Source organism: Massilia phyllosphaerae (assembly GCF_034659755.1).
GTDB lineage: Bacteria > Pseudomonadota > Gammaproteobacteria > Burkholderiales > Burkholderiaceae_D > Telluria > Telluria phyllosphaerae.
This window is the reverse complement of the sequence record NZ_JAXSQX010000002.1, coordinates 271,314-290,090: the sequence shown is the minus strand read 5'-3', so window position 1 is coordinate 290,090 and position 18,777 is coordinate 271,314. Positions and strand designations below refer to the sequence as shown.

Annotated in this window: 16 protein-coding genes; 13 read left to right on the top strand and 3 right to left on the bottom strand. The window is 67.7% G+C overall.

Going from position 1 to position 18,777, the window contains the following annotated elements; translation table 11 throughout:
- Positions 1-34 precede the first annotated feature (34 nt).
- The 11 genes from U1H99_RS09475 to U1H99_RS09425 all read left to right on the top strand — a co-directional run bounded on the left by U1H99_RS09475 (position 35) and on the right by U1H99_RS09425 (position 13,068).
- Positions 35-1,891 (top strand): ABC transporter transmembrane domain-containing protein, encoded by a 1,857-nt coding sequence (locus tag U1H99_RS09475; protein ID WP_323141487.1) that lies wholly within the window; start codon positions 35-37, stop codon positions 1,889-1,891.
- A gap of 160 nt (positions 1,892-2,051) precedes the next feature.
- Positions 2,052-4,076 carry a methyl-accepting chemotaxis protein gene (locus tag U1H99_RS09470; protein ID WP_323141486.1) on the top strand — a complete coding sequence of 675 codons (2,025 nt, stop codon included), beginning with the start codon at positions 2,052-2,054 and terminating at the stop codon, positions 4,074-4,076.
- Positions 4,077-4,298: 222 nt separating this feature from the next.
- The gene (locus tag U1H99_RS09465) at positions 4,299-5,387 is read left to right on the top strand and encodes a threonine aldolase family protein (protein ID WP_323141485.1); all 1,089 of its coding nucleotides are present in this window, start codon (positions 4,299-4,301) and stop codon (positions 5,385-5,387) included.
- Positions 5,388-5,427: 40 nt separating this feature from the next.
- Positions 5,428-6,264, top strand: coding sequence for a thymidylate synthase (locus U1H99_RS09460; protein WP_323141484.1), 837 nt, complete (start codon positions 5,428-5,430; stop codon positions 6,262-6,264).
- Between the two features lie 94 nt (positions 6,265-6,358).
- Positions 6,359-7,462 carry a hypothetical protein gene (locus U1H99_RS09455; RefSeq protein WP_323141483.1) on the top strand — a complete coding sequence of 368 codons (1,104 nt, stop codon included), beginning with the start codon at positions 6,359-6,361 and terminating at the stop codon, positions 7,460-7,462.
- Positions 7,455-8,666 carry a cation:proton antiporter domain-containing protein gene (locus tag U1H99_RS09450; protein ID WP_323141482.1) on the top strand — a complete coding sequence of 404 codons (1,212 nt, stop codon included), beginning with the start codon at positions 7,455-7,457 and terminating at the stop codon, positions 8,664-8,666. The genes U1H99_RS09455 and U1H99_RS09450 overlap by 8 nt, the downstream gene beginning before the upstream one ends.
- Positions 8,663-9,859, top strand: a complete 1,197-nt coding sequence (locus U1H99_RS09445) for a YbdK family carboxylate-amine ligase (protein WP_323141481.1) — start codon at positions 8,663-8,665, stop codon at positions 9,857-9,859. Before U1H99_RS09450 ends, U1H99_RS09445 begins: the two co-directional genes overlap by 4 nt.
- On the top strand, positions 9,856-10,530 hold the full coding sequence (locus tag U1H99_RS09440; protein WP_323141480.1) for a response regulator transcription factor: 675 nt from the start codon (positions 9,856-9,858) through the stop codon (positions 10,528-10,530). Before U1H99_RS09445 ends, U1H99_RS09440 begins: the two co-directional genes overlap by 4 nt.
- The gene (locus U1H99_RS09435) at positions 10,506-11,876 is read left to right on the top strand and encodes an ATP-binding protein (protein WP_323141479.1); all 1,371 of its coding nucleotides are present in this window, start codon (positions 10,506-10,508) and stop codon (positions 11,874-11,876) included. The genes U1H99_RS09440 and U1H99_RS09435 overlap by 25 nt, the downstream gene beginning before the upstream one ends.
- A 39-nt stretch (positions 11,877-11,915) precedes the next feature.
- Positions 11,916-12,404, top strand: coding sequence for a dihydrofolate reductase (locus tag U1H99_RS09430; RefSeq protein ID WP_323141478.1), 489 nt, complete (start codon positions 11,916-11,918; stop codon positions 12,402-12,404).
- 19 nt (positions 12,405-12,423) lie between these two features.
- Positions 12,424-13,068: a DUF4337 domain-containing protein gene (locus tag U1H99_RS09425; RefSeq protein WP_323141477.1), complete on the top strand. Its 645-nt coding sequence runs from the start codon at positions 12,424-12,426 to the stop codon at positions 13,066-13,068.
- 34 nt (positions 13,069-13,102) lie between these two features.
- Here the strand turns inward: U1H99_RS09425 and U1H99_RS09420 are convergent, their stop codons facing one another.
- The gene (locus U1H99_RS09420; RefSeq protein WP_323141476.1) at positions 13,103-13,597 is read right to left on the bottom strand and encodes an Rv1443c family protein; all 495 of its coding nucleotides are present in this window, start codon (positions 13,595-13,597) and stop codon (positions 13,103-13,105) included.
- A gap of 335 nt (positions 13,598-13,932) precedes the next feature.
- Between U1H99_RS09420 and U1H99_RS09415 the strand changes: the two genes are divergently transcribed.
- Positions 13,933-16,188 (top strand): Orn/Lys/Arg family decarboxylase, encoded by a 2,256-nt coding sequence (locus U1H99_RS09415; protein WP_323141475.1) that lies wholly within the window; start codon positions 13,933-13,935, stop codon positions 16,186-16,188.
- 248 nt (positions 16,189-16,436) lie between these two features.
- The gene (locus U1H99_RS09410; protein WP_323141474.1) at positions 16,437-17,246 is read left to right on the top strand and encodes a mechanosensitive ion channel family protein; all 810 of its coding nucleotides are present in this window, start codon (positions 16,437-16,439) and stop codon (positions 17,244-17,246) included.
- 61 nt (positions 17,247-17,307) lie between these two features.
- Here U1H99_RS09410 and dcd read toward each other — a convergent pair whose 3' ends face one another.
- Both dcd and U1H99_RS09400 read right to left on the bottom strand, forming a co-directional pair.
- Positions 17,308-17,874 (bottom strand): dCTP deaminase, encoded by a 567-nt coding sequence (gene dcd / locus U1H99_RS09405; protein ID WP_141829532.1) that lies wholly within the window; start codon positions 17,872-17,874, stop codon positions 17,308-17,310.
- Between the two features lie 40 nt (positions 17,875-17,914).
- A complete protein-coding gene (locus tag U1H99_RS09400; protein ID WP_323141473.1) occupies positions 17,915-18,775 on the bottom strand; it encodes an alpha/beta hydrolase in 861 nt (286 codons plus the stop codon).
- Between the last annotated feature and the right edge of the window lie 2 nt (positions 18,776-18,777).

Genomic DNA, 18,777 nt, shown 5'->3' with positions numbered 1-18,777 from the left:
CACTGTATTTCCCCCGTATTTGCAAGAACAAGAAATGAACGACATGAACAAGCGTGCCACCGACCGACAAACCAGCGATGCCGCCAGCGGCGCAGCGCCCTTCAAAGGCAGGAGCGCGCTCGCCACCCTGAGCGGGCTGCTGCCCTTCCTGCGGCCCTACCGCCGCCAGTTCGTGCTGGCCGGGATCGCGCTGCTGGTCGCCGCCGGCGCCACGCTGGCGATTCCCTACGCCTTCAAGCAGATGATCGACCACGGCTTCGGTGCCGCCGGCGCCGGCGCGGCCGGCGGCTCGATCCAGAACGTCAACGCCACCTTCCTGGCGCTGTTCGGCGTGGCCGCCGTGCTGGCCGTGGCCACCGCGGCGCGCTTCTACACCGTGTCCTGGCTGGGCGAGCGCGTCACCGCCGACATCCGCGAAGCGGTCTACCGCCACGTGGTCGAGCAGAGCCCCGAGTTCTACGAGACCACGCGCACCGGCGAAGTGCTGTCGCGCCTGACCACCGACACCACGCTGATCCAGACCGTGGTCGGCACCAGCATCTCGCTGGCGCTGCGCAACACGCTGCTGTTCGTCGGCGGCCTGGCGATGCTGTTCGTGACCAGCGTGAAGCTGACTTCGATCATCCTGGGCCTGCTGGTGCTGGTGGTGGTGCCGATCGTGCTGTTCGGACGGCGCGTGCGCAAGCTGTCGCGCGACTCGCAGGACCGCATCGCCGACGCCTCGGCGATGGCGGGCGAGATCCTCAACGCGATGCCGACGGTGCAGGCCTTCACCCACGAGCAGATCGAGGCGCGCCGCTTCGGCGCCTCGGTCGAAGGCGCGTTCGCCACCGCCATGCGCCGCATCCGCGCGCGTTCGCTGCTGACCATGATCGCCATCGTGCTGGTGTTCGGCGCCATCGTGTTTGTGCTGTGGCTGGGCGCGCACGCGGTGCTGGCCGGGACCATGAGCGGCGGCGACCTCGGCCAGTTCATCCTGTACGCCTCGATCGTCTCGGGTGCGATCGGCGCCCTGTCGGAAGTGATGGGCGAAGCCCAGCGCGCGGCCGGCGCCACCGAGCGCCTGATGGAATTGCTGGCGGTACGCTCGCCGATCCGCAATCCGGCGCAACCCAAGCCGCTCCCGGTGCGCCATGCCGGCGGCGCCGCCCTGCGCCTGGCGGACGTCGGCTTCCATTATCCGTCGCGCCCCGAGTCGGCCGCGCTGTCGCACCTGAACCTGGATATCCGTCCCGGCGAGACGGTGGCCATCGTCGGCCCGTCCGGCGCCGGCAAGACCACCTTGTTCCAGCTGCTGCTGCGTTTCTACGATCCGCAGTCGGGCGCCGTGCTGCTCGACGGCGTCGACATCCGCGACCTTGAGCTGCACACCCTGCGTGGGGCGATCGGCATCGTACCCCAGGATACGGTGATCTTTTCCAGCAGCGCCATGGAAAACATCCGCTATGGCCGCGCCGGCGCCACCGATGAGGAGGTAATCGCGGCGGCCAGGCTGGCGGCCGCCCACGAATTCATCGAGCGCCTGCCGGAAGGCTATGCGTCCTTCCTGGGCGAGCGCGGCGTGCGTCTCTCGGGCGGCCAGCGCCAGCGTATCGCCATCGCCCGCGCGCTGCTGAAGAATCCGCCGCTGCTGCTGCTCGACGAAGCCACCAGCGCCCTCGACGCCGAGTCGGAACGCCTGGTGCAGCGTGCCCTGGAAGCGGCGATGGTCGGACGCACCACCCTGATCATCGCCCACCGCCTGGCCACCGTGCAGCGCGCCGACCGCATCATCGTGATGGAAGATGGCCGCATCGTGGAAACCGGCACCCACGCCTCGCTGGTGGCGCTGGGCGGGATCTACGCCAACCTGGCGGCGCTGCAGTTCCATCAGGTGCAGGTCGAGCACTGAGCGCAAGCCGTCGTCGTTACACCGGCACATGGCAAGTCGCTAAATGTGCGACACGATGTTGCGTGGATGCCGCTAAACCGGTAAATCCGGTTAAAGTGTTAGTTTCCTTTGGGATACTTGACGTAACATAGCGAAATTATCCACGTACTTTCGTTCTCCCATGCAAAGCAAATCGTTCAGCATCCGGGACTGGACCGTCGGCACCAAGCTCACCGCGTTCACCTTCGCCCTCGTCAGCCTGATCCTGCTTGGCCTGGTCATCACCGTCAGCTCGACCACATCTTCGATGCTGCGCAAGCGCGCCATCGAGAACATGAACTCCGAGCTGCACGGTGTCGTCAACACCGTCGAGCTGTTCAACCAGGCGATGTCGAGCCAGGCCAGCAGCTATGGCCGCATCTTCGCCACCGTCCTGGACGGCGAATTCAGCCTCGACCCGCAGGCAAGCGTCAAGGTCGGCGAGCTGGACGTGCCGACCCTGCTCCTGGGCGGCAAGCCGCTCAACCTGGACTTCACGGCACCCGACCGCTTCACGCGCCAGACCGGCGGCAACGCCACCATCTTCGTCGCCTCGGGCGACGATTTCGTGCGCATCAGCACCTCGGTGAAAAAGGAAAACGGCGACCGCGCCGTCGGCACCGCGCTCGACCGCAGCGGCCCCGCCTACGCCGCCCTGAAACAGGGCAAGCCGTATATCGGCATGGCCAAGCTGTTCAGCAAGCAGTTCATGACGGACTACGAACCGATCCGCGACGCCGCCGGCAAGGTGATCGGCATCCTGTACGTCGGCGTCGACGTCGACCGCGACATTACCGCGCTGAAGAACAAGATCCGCTCCATGAAGGTCGGCGAGACCGGCTATTACTATGTGCTGAACGCCGCGCCGGGCAAGGCCGCGGGCGACGCCATCGTGCACCCGACCCGCGAAGGCCAGAACATCCTCGACAGCCGCGACCCCAGCGGCCGCGCCTTCGTCCAGGACATGCTGGCGCAAAAGGAAGGCACGATCGAGTACCCGTGGCAGAATGCGGAAAACGGCGAGACCTCGCCGCGCCTGAAAGTCACCGCCTTCACCCTGTTCAAGGACTGGAACTGGCTGATCGCCGGCGGCACCTACGAGGACGAGATCACCCGCGAATCGATCCAGCTGCGCAACCGCAACTTGGGTATCGGGCTGGCGGCGCTGGCGGTATTCGCCTTCCTGCTCGCGGCCCTGATCAAGCGCATCGTGACGCGGCCGCTGAAGGAAGCCCGCGACGCCGCCGTGCGCATCGCCGCGGGCGACCTGAGCACCCGCGTCGACGTGCGCAGCCGCGACGAGATCGGGCTGATGCTCGACGCCATGAACGACATCAGCAGCGGCCTGTCCTCGGTGGTCGGCCAGGTGCGCCAGGGCGCCGAGCAGATCGCCAACGCCTCGACCGAGATTTCGAGCGGCAACCTGGACCTGTGCCAGCGCACCGAAGAACAGGCCGTGAGCCTGGCCTCCACCGCCAACTCGATGAAGGACCTGACCGAGACCGTGCGCCGCAACGCCGGCGATGCCAGCCAGGCCAACCAGCTGGCGCTGAATACCTCGATGGTGGCCCAGGAAGGCGGCCGCATGGTGCGCCAGGTGATCGACACCATGGACACCATCAAGCAATCCTCGGGCAAGATCAGCGACATCATCGGCGTCATCGACGGCATCGCCTTCCAGACCAACATCCTGGCGCTGAACGCCGCCGTGGAAGCGGCGCGCGCCGGCGAGCAGGGACGCGGCTTCGCCGTGGTCGCCACCGAAGTGCGCAGCCTGGCCCAGCGCAGCGCCGCCGCGGCCAAGGAGATCAAGTCCCTGATCGAAGCCTCGGCGCACGAGGTCGACGCCGGCAGCCGCCTGGTGCAGGAAGCTGGCAGCACCATGAACGACGTGCTGGCCAGTACCGAGCAGGTGACCGCCATCATGACCCGCATCAGCACTGCCAGCAGCGCGCAAAGCAGCGGCATCGAAGCCGTCAACCGCTCGATCGGCGAGATGGACGAAGTGACGCAGCAGAATGCGGCGCTGGTCGAGCAAGCCAGCGCCGCGGCGCAGGCGATGCAGGAGCAGGCCGACCAGCTGGCGCGGGCGGTGCGCCTGTTCAAGCTGGACCAGGCGCTTGCTTTGGAACAGGCCAATGCGCGCCCGCAGCTGACGCAGTTTTAAGCAATACCATACGCACGTCGCCCCTGCGCAGGCAGGGGCCCAAGTTTGCCGACGTCTCGACAGCGCGTACAACTTGGGGGAATAGCGCTACATGCGCTATTCCGCCTTCGCGGGGGCGACGTGCTTAGGCAGCGGGTGCTCCAATCCCCCCTGCCTTCCCCAGCTCCCTCCCTTCGGTGTACAGTGTGGCCCACCCGCCCGCCCACCCACCGGAGTCCCCCTTTGCCAGACACCGACCTGCTCGCCCGCTGCACCACCATCCTGCCCGGCCATCGCGCCCGCACGCCCGCCGAACTGTATGCCGCCATGGGCGCCTGGTGCGAAGCCAATGGCGTGCGCCATGACATCTACGGCGAGGGCGCCCTGATCCAGGACTTCGAGCGCAAGATCGCCGCACTGCTCGGCTTCGAGGCCGCCGTGTTCTGCATCAGCGGCACCATGACCCAGGTGACGGCGCTGCGCCTGGCCTCGATGGACCGCGGCCGGGCGCCGGTGGCCCTGCATCCGACCTCACACATCTTCGTGCACGAGCGCGCCAATCACCAGTTGCTGGACCACTTCGATGCATTGCAGGTCGGCGACCGCAACCGCCCCTGGCGGGCGGCCGACATCACCGGCATTCCTGACCGCCTGGCCGCCATCGGCCTCGAGATCCCGATGCGCGAGATCGGCGGCCAGCTGTCCGACTGGGACGAACTGCAGGCGATCAAGGCGCATTGCAAGGCCAGCGACATCCACCTGCACATGGACGGCGCCAGGCTGTGGGAAGCGGCCGCCGGTTACGGTCGCCACGTGAGCGAGATCGCGGCCGGCTTCGACTCGGTCTACGTCTCGCTGTACAAGGGCATCGGCGGCCTCGGTGGCGCCATGCTGGCCGGCAGCCGCGAATTCGTGGTGCGTGCCGCCGAGTGGTTCCGGCGCCAGGGCGGCAACGTGATCCACCGGTCGCCCTACATCGTGGCGGCGGCGATGCAGTTCGACGCGCGCCTGGCGGCGATGCCGGATTACTTCCGCCGCACCCGGTTCCTGTACGAGGCGCTGCGTGCCCACCCGGTGCTGCAGGTGAACCCGGCGCAGCCGCAGGCCAACATGCTGCACATCCACCTGCCGGTCGACGCCGAGCGTGCGCTGGCGATCCGCCAGGAGCTGGCCGTCGACCACGGCATCTGGCTCTTCAACCGCATCAACCACGGGGTGCTGCCCGGCTCCAGCTACTTCGAGCTGTACGTGGGCGACAACCTGCTGGCCGCCGACGACGCCCGGGTGCGCGAGGCGGTGGCGCTGCTGGCGGCGGCAGTGGCGCGGTCCTGAAGTCAGGTATCATATGCGCGCATCATTTGAAGGAGCGTGCATGGACCAACAATACCTCGGCCTACTCCGGGACATTCTCGACAACGGCGTACAAAAAGGCGACCGCACCGGCACCGGCACGATCTCGGTGTTCGGGCGCATGGTGCGCCACGACCTGTCCGCCGGCTTCCCGCTGCTGACCACCAAGAAGCTGCACATCCGCTCCATCCTGCACGAGCTGCTATGGTTCCTGCAGGGCGAGACCAACATCCGCTACCTGCACGACAATGGCGTAACCATCTGGGACGAATGGGCGACGCCGGAAGGCGAACTCGGTCCGGTCTACGGCGCCCAATGGCGCCGCTGGGAAGGCCGCGACGGCCAGACGTTCGACCAGGTCGGCGCGCTGATCGAGGGCCTGCGCAAGAACCCCAACAGCCGCCGCCACATCATCAACGCCTGGAACGTCGGCGTGCTGCCGGACGAGCGCATGAAGCCGCACGACAATGCCGCCGCCGGGCGCATGGCGCTGCCGCCCTGCCACGTCATGTACCAGTTCTACGTCGCCAACGGCAAACTGAGCTGCATGCTGACGCAGCGCTCGGGCGACTGCTTCATCGGCGTGCCCTACAACACCGCCAGCCTGGCCTTCCTGACCCATATGGTGGCCCAGCAGTGCGACCTGGCGCCGGGCGAGATCGTGCATTCCTTCGGCGACCTGCACCTGTATTCGAACCACCTGGAGCAGGCCCGCCTGCAGCTCGAGCGCGAGCCGCGTCCACTGCCGCAGCTGATCATCAAGCGCAAGCCGGCGTCGATCTTCGACTACCGCTTCGACGATTTCGAGATCGCCGGCTACGACCCGCATCCGCACATCGCGGCGCCGATCGCGATCTGACGCCGCCGGCTCGCTAAGTATGCGCTAAGTGTTGGTCCCTACCATCCCGCTGATTGCTCGTTAAATCTGGGCAACTTAGTGAGATGGGGGAATATTGACCAAGCTGAACCACGCTTCCGGCCGCACGCTGGGCGCCGCACGCACCGTCACCCTGGCTGCCGGCGTGCTGGGCGTCCTGTGCGCCGGCCATGCCCAGGCGGCGCCAAAAGCGCCCAAGGCCACCGCGGCCGCCGACGTCCTGGCGGATTTCCACCTGCTGGCCCAGCAGCGTCCATGGACCTGCGCGACGCCGTCGGCCCTGCCGAACCTGCCGGGCATCGCCGCCGGCGACGCCAGCTGCGCCTGGCAAAACCGCTTGAGCCGGCGCAGCTGGACCTGGTCCGGCGATGCGGCTGCGTCCTGCATCGGCCATCCGGCGCGCTGGTGGGCCTGGGCCCAGTCGGCGCTGCCGCCGCAAGCCGTGCGCAGCGTCTGGCACGCCAACTGGAATAGTCACGCCACCCTGCTCGCCATCGGCGAACAGCGCCGCCTGCTGCTGGTGCGGCGCGAGCGCGGCGGCCAGTGGGCGGCCACCGAGTGGCGCTGGGACCCGAACCCGCGGCCCGCCACGCGCCGCTGGCAGCAGGGCCGCTGGCAAGCCCTCGTCGATGCCGCCACCCGCGCCGGCGGCGCCAGCGCACCGCAGAGCGCCGCCGTCGCCCCCGACACCGCACGCCTGCAGGCCGTCTTTGCCGCGGTGCTGGGCGGCCGTGCCGGTGAACTCGGCAGCGACGGCATGGCCATGGATGCGGGCGGCATATGCATCGGGCTGAGCAACCCGCTGCCGGGCCAGTCGGCGCTGCCGCTGTCCTACAGCGCCGCCGACAGCCGCCTCGAACAGCGCGCGGCGAGCCACCTGCAGCTGAGCCGCCAGTTCCCGAACGCCGTATGGCTGACGCCGTTCAAGCTGCTGGCCCTGCCGGCGGTTCCCGCGGCCGGCGCCAAGTATCTCGCCACCTGGCTCGACGGCGACGACCTGAACAGCCAGCTGTGGATGCCGGCCAGGGGCGATGGCCGCGCCGTCCGCGTGCGCATGCGCACGCGCCTGGCGCCGGGCCTGGGCGCGCATCCGGAGGCGGCGCCGGTCGCCAGGGCCCGGCAAGCCGTCGAACACGAACTCGAAGCACTCGCCGTGCAATGGGCGGTGCGCCATGAATGAGGAAAGCGGCGGACTGCCGCTGTTCCTGTTCTCGCCGCTGGCCATCATCGGCGCCGGCCTGCTGCTGTCGCAGGTGATCGGCGTGCTGCTGCAGAAGCGTGGCGTGCCGCGGCTGTACGGCGCCGTGGTGGCCGGCCTGATCCTGGGCGTGAGCGGCTTGAAGGTGGTCGACGGCGCCCTGCTGACCTATTTCCAGGAGCTGCTCAACGCCGCTTCGGCGCTGGTGCTGTTCGAGGCCGGGCGCAAGACCGACCTGGCCTGGCTGTGGCGCAGCCGCGCCCAGGGCGCCTCGCTGGCGCTCGGCTGCGTGCTGCGCGGCGCCGGCACCCTGGTGCTGCTGCGCGTGTTCGGCCTGGCCTGGGCCGAGGCGGCCTTCATCGCCGCGATCCTGGTCGCCGTGAATCCGGTCGTGTTCACCTCGATGGTGGCCGACAACCATGCCAGCGGCGTGGCCACCTACGCCGCCGCGAATACGGTCGGCCTGAGCCACCTGGTGGCGCTGGTCGCGCTGTCGGTGTCGCTGGCCTGGCTGCGCAGCCACGGCGTGGTGCAGGAAGCACCCTTCGCCGAGCAGTTGCTGCTGCAGGGCGGCAAGCTGCTGCAGGGCGCCGGCATCGCGCTGGCGTGCTACGCCGTCTACACCGTCGCCGCACGCCTGTCGAGCGCCCAGGCCGGCCTGCGACCGGGTATCCTGCTGGCGACGCTGATGATGGATCTCGGCCTGTGCTCGGTGACTTCGTCGAGCGCGCTGCTGTCGCTGCTGCTGATGGGCCTCCTGCTGCGCAACGCCGAAAAGCGCGACAACGTGTTCCAGGCCCAGATCAAGACCGTGCAGGACATCGGCTACGCGCTGCTGTTCATGATGTCGGCGGCGCTGGTGCAGTTCCAGCAGGTGCTGCACTGGTCGGTCCTGCTGGCGGCGCTGCTGGTGTTCGGCGCGCGCATCGCCCTGACCCGGCTGGCGCTGGTGCCCGGGCAAGCCTGGAGCGGGCGCAAGAAGCACGCGATCGCGCTGGCCGCCTGCTCGCTGGTCAGCTTCAGCACGCTGGTGGTGGACAGCTCGATTTCGAATGCGGCCTACCTGAGCGACACCGCACACCGCCTGATGCAGGCCTTGCTGGCACTGAACGTGCTGGTCGCGCCGGCGGTCACCTGGGCCGGCCTGCGCCTGGCCGCTGAAACACATGAAGGGAACGAAGCATGACGACCACGATAGATGACGCCCAGGCCCGCGCCGTCGCCGGCCAGGGCCCCGCCTTCCTGCCGCCGTTCGCCCGCTCGCAGCTGGGCACAATGGGCATCGAACTCGAGCTGATGGTGCTCGACCGCCTGACCCACGACCTGCTGCCGGCGGCGCCGGACATCCTGCTGCTGCTCGACAGGCAGGAAAAGGACTGGGTCGCGACGCCGGAAATCACCACCTCGATGCTGGAAGTCGCCACCTCGGTCTTGACCGGTTTCCGCGCCGCCGCCGGGCAGCTGGAGGAAATCCGTACCAGCGTCCAGCACGCCGCCTTCGCGGTCGGCGCGGCGATCTCAGGCGGCGGCGCCCATCCCTTCCAGAAATGGAACGAGCAGCGCATCTACCCGAAGGACCGCTACCGCGAATCGGCGCGCAAGTACGGCTACCTGGCCAAGATGTTCACCGTGTTCGGCATGCACGTGCACATCGGGATGCCGAGCGCCGACGAAGCCGTGCGCGTGGGCGCCTGGCTGACCCAGCGCGCGCCGCTGTTCATCGCGCTGTCGGCCAGTTCGCCGTGCTGGCAGGGCGAGGACTCGGGCTTTTGCAGCGCGCGCAGCAACGTGGTCGGCGCTTTCCCGATGAGCGGCACCATGCCGCCCGACATCCGCAGCTGGGACCAGTTCGCGGCCCACTTCGCGCGCCTGGCCGCGCACGGCATCGTCAACAGCATCAAGGACTTCTACTGGGACGTGCGCCCCAAGCCGGAATACGGCACCATCGAGCTGCGCGTGCTGGACACGCCGCTCCACCCGTCGCACGCGGCGGCGCTGGCCTGCTACGCGCGCGAGCTGTGCATCGAGGTCGCCGCGCAGCCCGGCACCTGGCCGGCCGAGGGCTCGCGCGACGTCTACACCTGGAACCGCTTCAACGCGGCCAAGGATGGCGTGCACGCCAGCTGGATCGACCCCGAGAGCGGCATCGCCCGTCCGGTCGAGCAGGTGGTGCGCGCCGACCTGGCGCGCCTGGCCGCGCGCTCCGAGGATCCCGATTTCCCGGCGGCCTGCGTATTGATCGACGAACTGCTGCGCGACGGCGGCCAGGCCGGCTGGCTGAACGCGCACATGGCGGCCGGCGCCGGCATGAACGACCTGGCGCGCGTGGCCGCCGAGATGTTCGACGCGCCGGCCAGGAACGGGAGCATGCCGGGATGAGAGTATTACTGGTCGAAGACGACCCGATGATCGGCAGCGTGGTGCAATCGGCGCTGCGCGACGCCAGCTACGCCGCCGACTGGGTGTGCGACGGCGAGAGCGCGCTGTCCACGCTGCAGACCCTGCACTACGAGATGGTGCTGCTCGACCTCAACCTGCCGCGCACCGACGGCATGAGCGTGCTGCGCGCGATCCGCGCGGCGCGCAACGACGTGCCGGTGCTGGTGCTGAGCGCGCGCGAAGCCACCGAAGACCGCGTTGCCGGCCTCGACGAAGGCGCCGACGACTACCTGGTGAAGCCGTTCGCGATGAGCGAGCTGCTGGCGCGCATGCGCGCGCTGGTGCGGCGCCGGGATGGCGGCGGCAACGGCGGCGCGCTGCGGCTGGGGAACGGCATCGTCGAACTGGACCCGGTCACCCATGAAGCGAAGAGCGGCGATGCGCAAGCCGTGCGCCTGACCGCGCGCGAGTTCTCGCTGCTGCAGGCGCTGCTGGTGCGCCCCGGCGCGATCCTGTCGCGCGCCGAACTCGAGCACCGCGTGTACGGCTGGAACGAGGAAGTCGAAAGCAATGCGATCGAATTCCTGATCCACGCGCTGCGCAAGAAGCTGGGCAGCGAGGTCATCAAGAACGTCAGGGGCGTGGGATGGATGGTCGCGAAGGCCCGCTAGCCTCGTCGCTGCGGTTCCGGCTGTCGGCCTGGATCTCGGCCACGATCCTGCTCGGCGCCTTTGCCGCGGGCGCCTACTCGTACGTCGCCGCCACCGCCGATGCGCACCGCCTGCAGGACGTGCAGCTGCGCCAGATCGGCTACATCATCGGCAAGCTCGATGCCGTGCCGGCTTCGCCGCAGGCGCGCGCACGCGCCGGCGACATCGATTTCGACGCCCGCATCGTGCTGCGCTTCATCGCGGGCGAAGGCGGCCGCCCGATCCTGTGCCACGGGCCGCCACCCTGCTTCTCCGACGACCTGGCCGACGGCCTGCAGACCGTCGACAGCGGCGGCGAACAGTGGCGCGTGTACGTGCGCACCAATGCCAAGGGCATCCGCGCCGCGGTGGCCCAGCAGACCGCGATGCGCGACGCCATCGCGCGCGCCGACGCCGGCCGCACCGTGCTGCCGCTGCTGGTCCTGGCGCCGCTGCTGGCACTGCTGGTGACGATCTTGGTGCGCCTGATGTTCAGGCCGCTGCGCACGCTCACCGCGCAGCTGGGTGCGCGCCAGGAACACGAGACCGGGGCGCTCGACCGCAGCGCGCTGCCGTCGGAAGTCTGGCCCTTCGTCGCCGAGATCAACCGCCTGCTCGCCCGCACCGCGCGCACCATGGCGCGCCAGCGCCGCTTCATCGCCGACGCCGCCCACGAGCTGCGCTCGCCGATGACGGCGATGTCGCTGCAGGCCGAGCGCCTGGCGGCAAGCGAGATGTCGCCCGAGGCGCGCACCCGCCTGGACGCGCTGTCGGCCGGCATCGGCCGCACCCGCATCCTGCTCGACCAGCTGCTGACGCTGGCGCGCACCCAGGAAGCGGCTGCCGGCGAGAGCGGCGACGGCGGCGCGGTGCCGCTCAAGCGCGCGATCCTGGAATGCCTGGAAGACCTGGTGCCGCTGGCCGAAGCCAAGGGAATCGACCTCGGCGTGGTCGGCGACGCCGATCCGCTGGTGGCCGGGCCGCTGGTCGACCTCAAGACCCTGGTCAAGAACTTGATCGACAACGCGATCCGCTACACGCCGCCGGGCGGCCGGGTCGACATCCGGGTCGACGTCGACAACGGCCCGGATGGTGCCTGGGCCGACCTGCACGTCGAGGATAGCGGTCCCGGCATCCCGGCGGCCGAGCGCGCGCGCGTGTTCGACGCCTTTTACCGCGTGCTCGGCAACGGCCAGATCGGCTCCGGCCTCGGCCTGGCGATCACCGGCACCATCGCCGCCCGCCTGGGCGCCCGGATCGCGCTCGGCGATGCGCCCCAGGGCGGCCTCGACGTGCACGTGCGCTTCCCGCTGCAGGACGCCGACTGACATCAGCTGTTAGAATGCCGCTCCACCCGGAGATTGAATATGGCAACACAACTGACACTCGTGGTCGCGATGGACGCCGCGCGCGGCATCGGCGTCGACAACCAGCTGCCCTGGCACCTGCCGGAAGACCTGGCGCACTTCAAGCGCGTCACGCTCGGCAAGCCGATCATCATGGGCCGCAAGACCTTCGATTCGATCGGCCGCCCGCTGCCCAAGCGCCGCAACATCGTCGTCACGCGCAACGCCGGATGGACGCATGAAGGCGTCGAGGTCGCCCACTCGCTCGAGGAGGCGATCGCGATGGTGGGCGAGGACGCGGCCAGCATCATCGGCGGCGCCCAGATCTTCGCCGCTGCGATGGAGGTGGCCGACCGCATGATCGTCACCCACATCGACAAGGTCTACCCTTGCGACACCTTCTTCCCCGAGATCGACGCCGGCCGCTGGACCGCGACCGCGCGCGAGCCGCAGCACGCGGCCGAGGGCGATCTCGACTTCTCGTTCGTCACCTACGAACGCACCACATAACGATACAAGTACCAGCAGCATGTCAGGACACGGATTTCACGTACACGGACCGCACGACCACGCGGTCGAACACGTCGCCCAGGGCGGCGGCCACGGCGACAGCTTTTCCAACAATATCGCGGTGATGACCGCGGTGCTGGCCACGGTCGGCGCGCTGTTCGGCTACCTCGGCGGCGCCACCCAGAACGACGCCGCCCTCTTCAAGAACAACGCGGCGATCGCCAAGACCACCGCGGCCAATTCCTGGAATTATTACCAGGCCAAGTCGAACAAGCAGAACCTGGCCGAACTGGCCGCGTCGCTGCCGGGCGTGGATGCCGCCAAATACAAGGCTGACGTCGCGCGCTACGAGGGCGAAAAGGGCGGCATCAAGAAGGAAGCCGAGAAGTACGAGCACGAGTCGGACGTCTGGAATGCCAAGTCGGAACGCGCGCTGCACAGCCACCACCAGTGGGCGCTGGCCACCACCGCCGAGCAGATCGCGATCTCGCTGGCGGCGATCGTGCTGCTGACGCGGCGGCGCTGGCTGCTGCGCGTGACCTATGTGGTCGCCGTCATCGGTTTCGTGCTGGGCGCCTTCGCCGGCCTGCACATCGATCCGATCGGCGCACTGATGGCGTCAGGCCCGGCCACGCACGAAGCGGGACACTCGGCGGCGCACTGAGCGGCGAACTGAGCGGCAGCGCCGCCACCCGCGCTCAGGCCGGGTGCGCGACCTGCGGGCGCGCCGTCGCGCGGCGTTCGCGGAACACGCGCCTGAGCACGTCGTGGCGGTGCTGGAAGAATTTGGAGATGAACCAGGTCACCATCTTCGGTGCGAAGCGCGGCGTGAATTCGAGCCGGTCGACCACCTCGGTGCCGTCCGGCCCCGGCGCGATGGTGCGTTCGTGGCGCCAGGATTTCATCGACAGCAGCGGCGACTGCTCGACGAAACGCCGCCCCGGCTCGACCTCGACAAAGGTCAGGCGCGACAGATCGACCGGCAGGATGCCGAACAACAGGAACTTGCACTTGCCCAGCGGCTTGCCAAGGCCGCTGCCGTCGCGCGGGATATGGGTCATTCCCTTTGGGAAGTCGAGCTTCAGCACCGGCGCCATCTCGGCGTCGACGCCGCGTACCGAGGTGCTCCAGTCCCACAGTTCTTCGGGGCTGGTGGCGACTTTGCTCTGGAATGCGACGCGGACGGTGCTCATGGTGGCCTCAGATCGAAAACAGTTGTGCAATGCGCGGTTCTGCGGTGCAGGACAGGACTCCAGCTTATTGGCCTGCCGCGTCCGCTTCCGTTAGCCGATTAACCTAAGTACGCCGAAACCCGATGCGCATTGCGCCATGCTCGACAAGAGTGCGCCGCCGATCGCCAAAGGCCGTTAGGCTGGCGCAGGTACCGGTTGGCTGCAAGGCCATAACTTTTTCACCAACAAGCGCGCATTTCTGCGAAAATCCGCTTCTTATTTTTTTCGGTGCCGTGCCCGGCCGCCTTCCCCTACCGGGAAGACGGCGTGCGCGGCGCTTCGCTTTGGAGCTGTCGATGAAATTTCGTTTCCCTATCGTCATCATTGACGAGGATTTCCGTTCCGAGAACACCTCGGGCCTCGGCATTCGCGCGCTTGCCGCCGCGATGGAAAAAGAAGGCATGGAAGTGCTGGGACTGACGAGCTATGGCGACCTGTCCCAGTTCGCCCAGCAGCAGTCGCGCGCCTCGGCCTTCGTGCTGTCCATCGACGATGAGGAATTCGGCAGCGGCACGGTCGAGGAAACCAACTTCGCGCTGACCGCCCTGCGCGCCTTCGTGCAGGAAATCCGCCACAAGAACTCGGACATCCCGATCTACATCTACGGCGAGACCCGCACCAGCCGCCACATCCCGAACGACATCCTGAAGGAGCTGCACGGCTTTATCCACATGTTCGAGGACACGCCGGAATTCGTCGCGCGCCACATCATCCGCGAAGCCAAGGCCTACCTGGACAGCCTGGCGCCGCCCTTCTTCCGCGCGCTGGTCAACTACGCCAACGACGGTTCGTACTCGTGGCACTGCCCGGGCCACTCGGGCGGCGTCGCCTTCCTGAAGTCGCCGATCGGCCAGATGTTCCACCAGTTCTTCGGCGAGAACATGCTGCGCGCCGACGTCTGCAACGCCGTGGAAGAACTGGGCCAGCTGCTCGACCACACCGGCCCGGTGGCCAAGTCCGAGCGCAACGCCGCGCGCATCTACAACGCCGACCACTGCTACTTCGTCACCAACGGCACCTCGACCTCGAACAAGATGGTCTGGCACTCGACCGTGGCGCCGGGCGACATCGTCGTGGTCGACCGCAACTGCCACAAGTCGATCCTGCACTCGATCATCATGTGCGGCGCGATTCCCGTGTTCCTGATGCCGACCCGGAACAACCTGGGCATCATCGGCCCGATCCCGCTGTCCGAATTCACGCCGGAATCGATCCAGCGCAAGATCGAAGCGAATCCGTTCGCGCGCGAAGCCAAGAACAAGAAGCCGCGCATCCTGACCATCACCCAGTCGACCTACGACGGCGTGGTCTACAACGTCGAAGTCCTGCGCGAACTCCTGGACGGCAAGATCGACACCCTGCACTTCGACGAAGCCTGGATCCCGCACGCGACCTTCCACGACTTCTACAAGAACATGCACGCGATCGGCCGCGACCGCCCGCGCGCCAAGGAATCGATGATCTTCTCGACCCAGTCGACGCACAAGCTGCTGGCCGGCCTGTCGCAGGCTTCGCAGGTGCTGGTGCGCGAGTCGGAAACGGTCAAGCTGGACCAGGACGCCTTCAACGAAGCCTACCTGATGCACACCTCGACTTCGCCGCAGTACTCGATCATCGCCTCGTGCGACGTCGCCGCGGCCATGATGGAAGCGCCGGGCGGCACCGCGCTGGTCGAGGAATCGATCTATGAAGCGCTCGACTTCCGCCGCGCGATGCAAAAGGTTGACGAGGAAATCGGCGACGACTGGTGGTTCAAGGTCTGGGGCCCGCAAGTCACCAGCGAGGAAGGCATCGGCACCCAGGCCGACTGGCTGATCCACGCCGAAGACACCTGGCACGGCTTCGGCCACCTGGCCGAGGGCTTCAACATGCTGGACCCGATCAAGGCCACCGTGGTGACCCCGGGCCTGGCGCTGGACGGCACCTTCGGCGACTCCGGCATTCCGGCCTCGATCGTGACCAAGTACCTGGCCGAGCACGGCGTGATCATCGAGAAGTGCGGCCTGTACTCGTTCTTCATCCTGTTCACGATCGGCATCACCAAGGGCCGCTGGAACACGCTGGTCACCGCCCTGCAGCAGTTCAAGGACGACTACGACCGCAACCAGCCGATGTGGCGCATCATGCCGGAATTCACGGCCGCCAATCCGCGCTACGAGACCTGGGGCCTGCGCGACCTGTGCCAGCAGATCCACGACTTCTACAAGTCGCGCGACGTGGCACGCCTGACCACCGAGATGTATTTGTCGGACATGATCCCGGCGATGAAACCGTCGGACGCCTTTGCCAAGATGGCGCACCGCGAGATCGAGCGCGTGGCGATCGAGGAGCTGGAAGGCCGCATCACCGCCATCCTGCTGACGCCGTACCCGCCGGGCATCCCGCTCCTGATCCCGGGCGAGCGCTTCAACCGGACCATTGTCGACTACCTGCGCTTCGCACGCGACTTCAACGAGCGCTTCCCGGGCTTCGAGACCGACGTGCACGGCCTGGTCAAGCGCGAGATCGATGGCAAGCTGGGGTATTTCGTGGATTGCGTGAAGCAGGACTGATTCACGACGCCCTTCGCTCAGCCACCGTCGCCCCTGCGCAGGCAGGGGTCCAAGTTCTGCGTGGGTCGGCGTGTCGCGTCGTACTTGGGCCCCTGCGTTCGCAGGGGCGACGTTTCATGGCCAGTGTCCTAAGCCGGTTTCTTTTGACGCCGCGCAAGCCCCACAAGCCCCATCCCCTCGCCTCCGAATCCCTCGGCCGCCCTCTGGTCGAACCTCCAGTCGCCACCCACGCGCCCACGGAGGACACAATGGACCCGCACATCACCAGTTGGGGTAATTCCCTGATGGCATCGCTGTCGTCCGCGATGTCCCTGCTGTTCGCCGCCGTGCCGCGCGTACTCGGCTTCCTGGTCATCCTCGGGATCGGCTGGCTGGTCGCCTCGCTCGTCGAAAAACTGCTGGTCGCCATCCTGCGCGCGGTCCACTTCGACGGCTTCGCCGACCGCGCCGGCCTGGCCGGGATGGCGCGCACCGTGCAGCGCGAACCGTCGGGCATGCTCGGCTTGATCGCCAAGTGGTTCGTGCGCCTGATCGTGCTGGTAGCCGCCTTCGATGCGCTCGGCGTACCGGCCGTGTCGCAGGTGCTGCAGCAGCTGCTGCTGTGGCTGCCGAACCTGGCGGTGGCGCTGGTGGTGCTGGTGATCGGCGGCATCGCCGCCAACGCGCTGGGCGACCTGGTGCGGCGGGCGGCCGCACGCAGCTGCATGAACAGCCACGAGGTGCTGGGCACCGCCGCCAGGTGGGCGGTCTGGGCCTTCACCATCCTGGTCGCCGTCAACCAGGTCGGCATCGCCAGCTCGCTGGTGACCATCCTGTTCATGGCCGTGGTCGGCGCGCTGGCCCTGGCGCTGAGCCTGTCCTTTGGCCTCGGCGGGCGCGATACCGCCGGCATGATCGTGCGCCAGATCTATGAGCGCAACCGCAGGAGCGGCGCCCTCACCGGCAGTCTTTCGCTCGGCACCCAGGGCACGCGCAGCCGGGTCGGCTATACCGGCGTCGAGCACCGGCACATCGAGGACCGGCGCAGCAATCCGAACGGACGGCGCGCGATGGGCTGACGAAAAAAGAGGGACCGCAGTCCCTCTCGATGCTGCGGGTGGCGCGGCGCCGCACAGCGCGTCAGGTTTTCGGCAGCGTCACGCCATGCTGGCCCTGGTACTTGCCGCCGCGGTCCTTGTACGAGGTTTCGCACACTTCGTCGCTCTCGAAGAACAGCACCTGCGCGCAGCCTTCGCCGGCGTAGATCTTGGCCGGGAGCGGCGTGGTGTTCGAGAATTCGAGCGTCACATAGCCTTCCCATTCCGGTTCGAACGGGGTGACGTTGACGATGATGCCGCAGCGCGCGTAGGTCGACTTGCCCAGGCAGACCGTCAGCACGTTGCGCGGGATGCGGAAGTACTCGATGGTGCGCGCCAGCGCGAACGAGTTCGGCGGGATGATGCAGACGTCGCTCTTGATGTCGACGAAGGAGTTCGAATCGAAATTCTTGGGGTCGACGATGGTGCTGTTGATGTTGGTGAACACCTTGAATTCGTCGGCGCAGCGGATATCGTAACCGTAGGACGAGGTGCCCCAGGAAATGATCTTGCGGCCGTCGGCCTCGCGCACCTGGTTGGGCGAAAACGGCTCGATCATGCCGGTCTGTTCCGCCATCCGGCGTATCCATTTGTCGCTCTTGATAGTCATCGCTGGCTCAGGGAAGTTGGGAAATCATAAACCCGCGATTCTACGCGAAAACCGGCGCGCGGTCGCCGCCGCCTTTGGGTCCGGCCTTGCCGGCCGGGTAGCCGCGATCACCGGCCAGCAGGCGCCTGACCATTTCGCGCGTGAGCTGCGCCGTCATCTGCGGCGATTCCATCGGGTACATGTGGCTGCCCTCGATCATGACCAGGTTGCGGCCGACCAGCTTGCGGGTGGCACCCATGCCGGCCTGGCGCAGCTCTTCGGACTCGGTGCCGGCGATCAGGCCGACCGGCACCGGGAACGGCTGGCGCAGCACACGCCCCATGTCGTGCGGAAGCGTGGCGTAGATGTCGGCTTCGATCTCGCGCGAAAAGCGCAACTGCACACCCTCCGGATGCGGCTTGAGACCGTGCTGCAGGTAATCTTCGAGGGTCCCCGGCGCCCAGGCACGGAACAGCGGCTTGGCGTGGAAGTGATCGTACGCCGCTTCTGGCGACGGCCAGGTAGTGCGGCGCCGTTCGGCCACGCTGCCCGGCGACAGCCGGCGTCCCAGCCCGAAGGCCTTGGCCAGGCGCCAGACCAGCGCGCGCCAGCCGGCCACCACCGGCGAATCCAGCATCACCACGCAGCGGGCAAGCTCTGGACGGCGCCATGCCGCCAGCATGCTGACGACGCCGCCGAGCGAGTGGCCGACCAGGATCGCCGGCCCGTCGTAGCGCTCCAGCTGCACGATGAGTTCGTCGACCAGCGTGTGCCAGTTGTCGCCCACCGGGAAGCGTGGATCGTGGCCGAGCATCGGCGTGACCCGCACTTCGTAATCACACCCCAGGTCTTCGAGCAGCTTCACGTACGAACCCGCCGGATAACTGTTTCCGTGCGTGAAGTGGAGTAGTGGTTTGGTCATGG

What these genes read in the sequence shown, in the direction of transcription:
- U1H99_RS09475 (WP_323141487.1), top strand. Translation starts at nt 35, where the DNA reads ATGAACGACATGAACAAGCGTGCCACCGACCGACAAACCAGCGATGCC.
- U1H99_RS09470 (WP_323141486.1), top strand. Translation starts at nt 2,052, where the DNA reads ATGCAAAGCAAATCGTTCAGCATCCGGGACTGGACCGTCGGCACCAAG.
- U1H99_RS09460 (WP_323141484.1), top strand. Translation starts at nt 5,428, where the DNA reads ATGGACCAACAATACCTCGGCCTACTCCGGGACATTCTCGACAACGGC.
- U1H99_RS09450 (WP_323141482.1), top strand. Translation starts at nt 7,455, where the DNA reads ATGAATGAGGAAAGCGGCGGACTGCCGCTGTTCCTGTTCTCGCCGCTG.
- U1H99_RS09445 (WP_323141481.1), top strand. Translation starts at nt 8,663, where the DNA reads ATGACGACCACGATAGATGACGCCCAGGCCCGCGCCGTCGCCGGCCAG.
- U1H99_RS09440 (WP_323141480.1), top strand. Translation starts at nt 9,856, where the DNA reads ATGAGAGTATTACTGGTCGAAGACGACCCGATGATCGGCAGCGTGGTG.
- U1H99_RS09435 (WP_323141479.1), top strand. Translation starts at nt 10,506, where the DNA reads ATGGATGGTCGCGAAGGCCCGCTAGCCTCGTCGCTGCGGTTCCGGCTG.
- U1H99_RS09430 (WP_323141478.1), top strand. Translation starts at nt 11,916, where the DNA reads ATGGCAACACAACTGACACTCGTGGTCGCGATGGACGCCGCGCGCGGC.
- U1H99_RS09425 (WP_323141477.1), top strand. Translation starts at nt 12,424, where the DNA reads ATGTCAGGACACGGATTTCACGTACACGGACCGCACGACCACGCGGTC.
- U1H99_RS09420 (WP_323141476.1), bottom strand. Translation starts at nt 13,597, where the DNA reads ATGAGCACCGTCCGCGTCGCATTCCAGAGCAAAGTCGCCACCAGCCCC.
- U1H99_RS09415 (WP_323141475.1), top strand. Translation starts at nt 13,933, where the DNA reads ATGAAATTTCGTTTCCCTATCGTCATCATTGACGAGGATTTCCGTTCC.
- U1H99_RS09410 (WP_323141474.1), top strand. Translation starts at nt 16,437, where the DNA reads ATGGACCCGCACATCACCAGTTGGGGTAATTCCCTGATGGCATCGCTG.
- dcd (WP_141829532.1), bottom strand. Translation starts at nt 17,874, where the DNA reads ATGACTATCAAGAGCGACAAATGGATACGCCGGATGGCGGAACAGACC.
- U1H99_RS09400 (WP_323141473.1), bottom strand. Translation starts at nt 18,775, where the DNA reads ATGACCAAACCACTACTCCACTTCACGCACGGAAACAGTTATCCGGCG.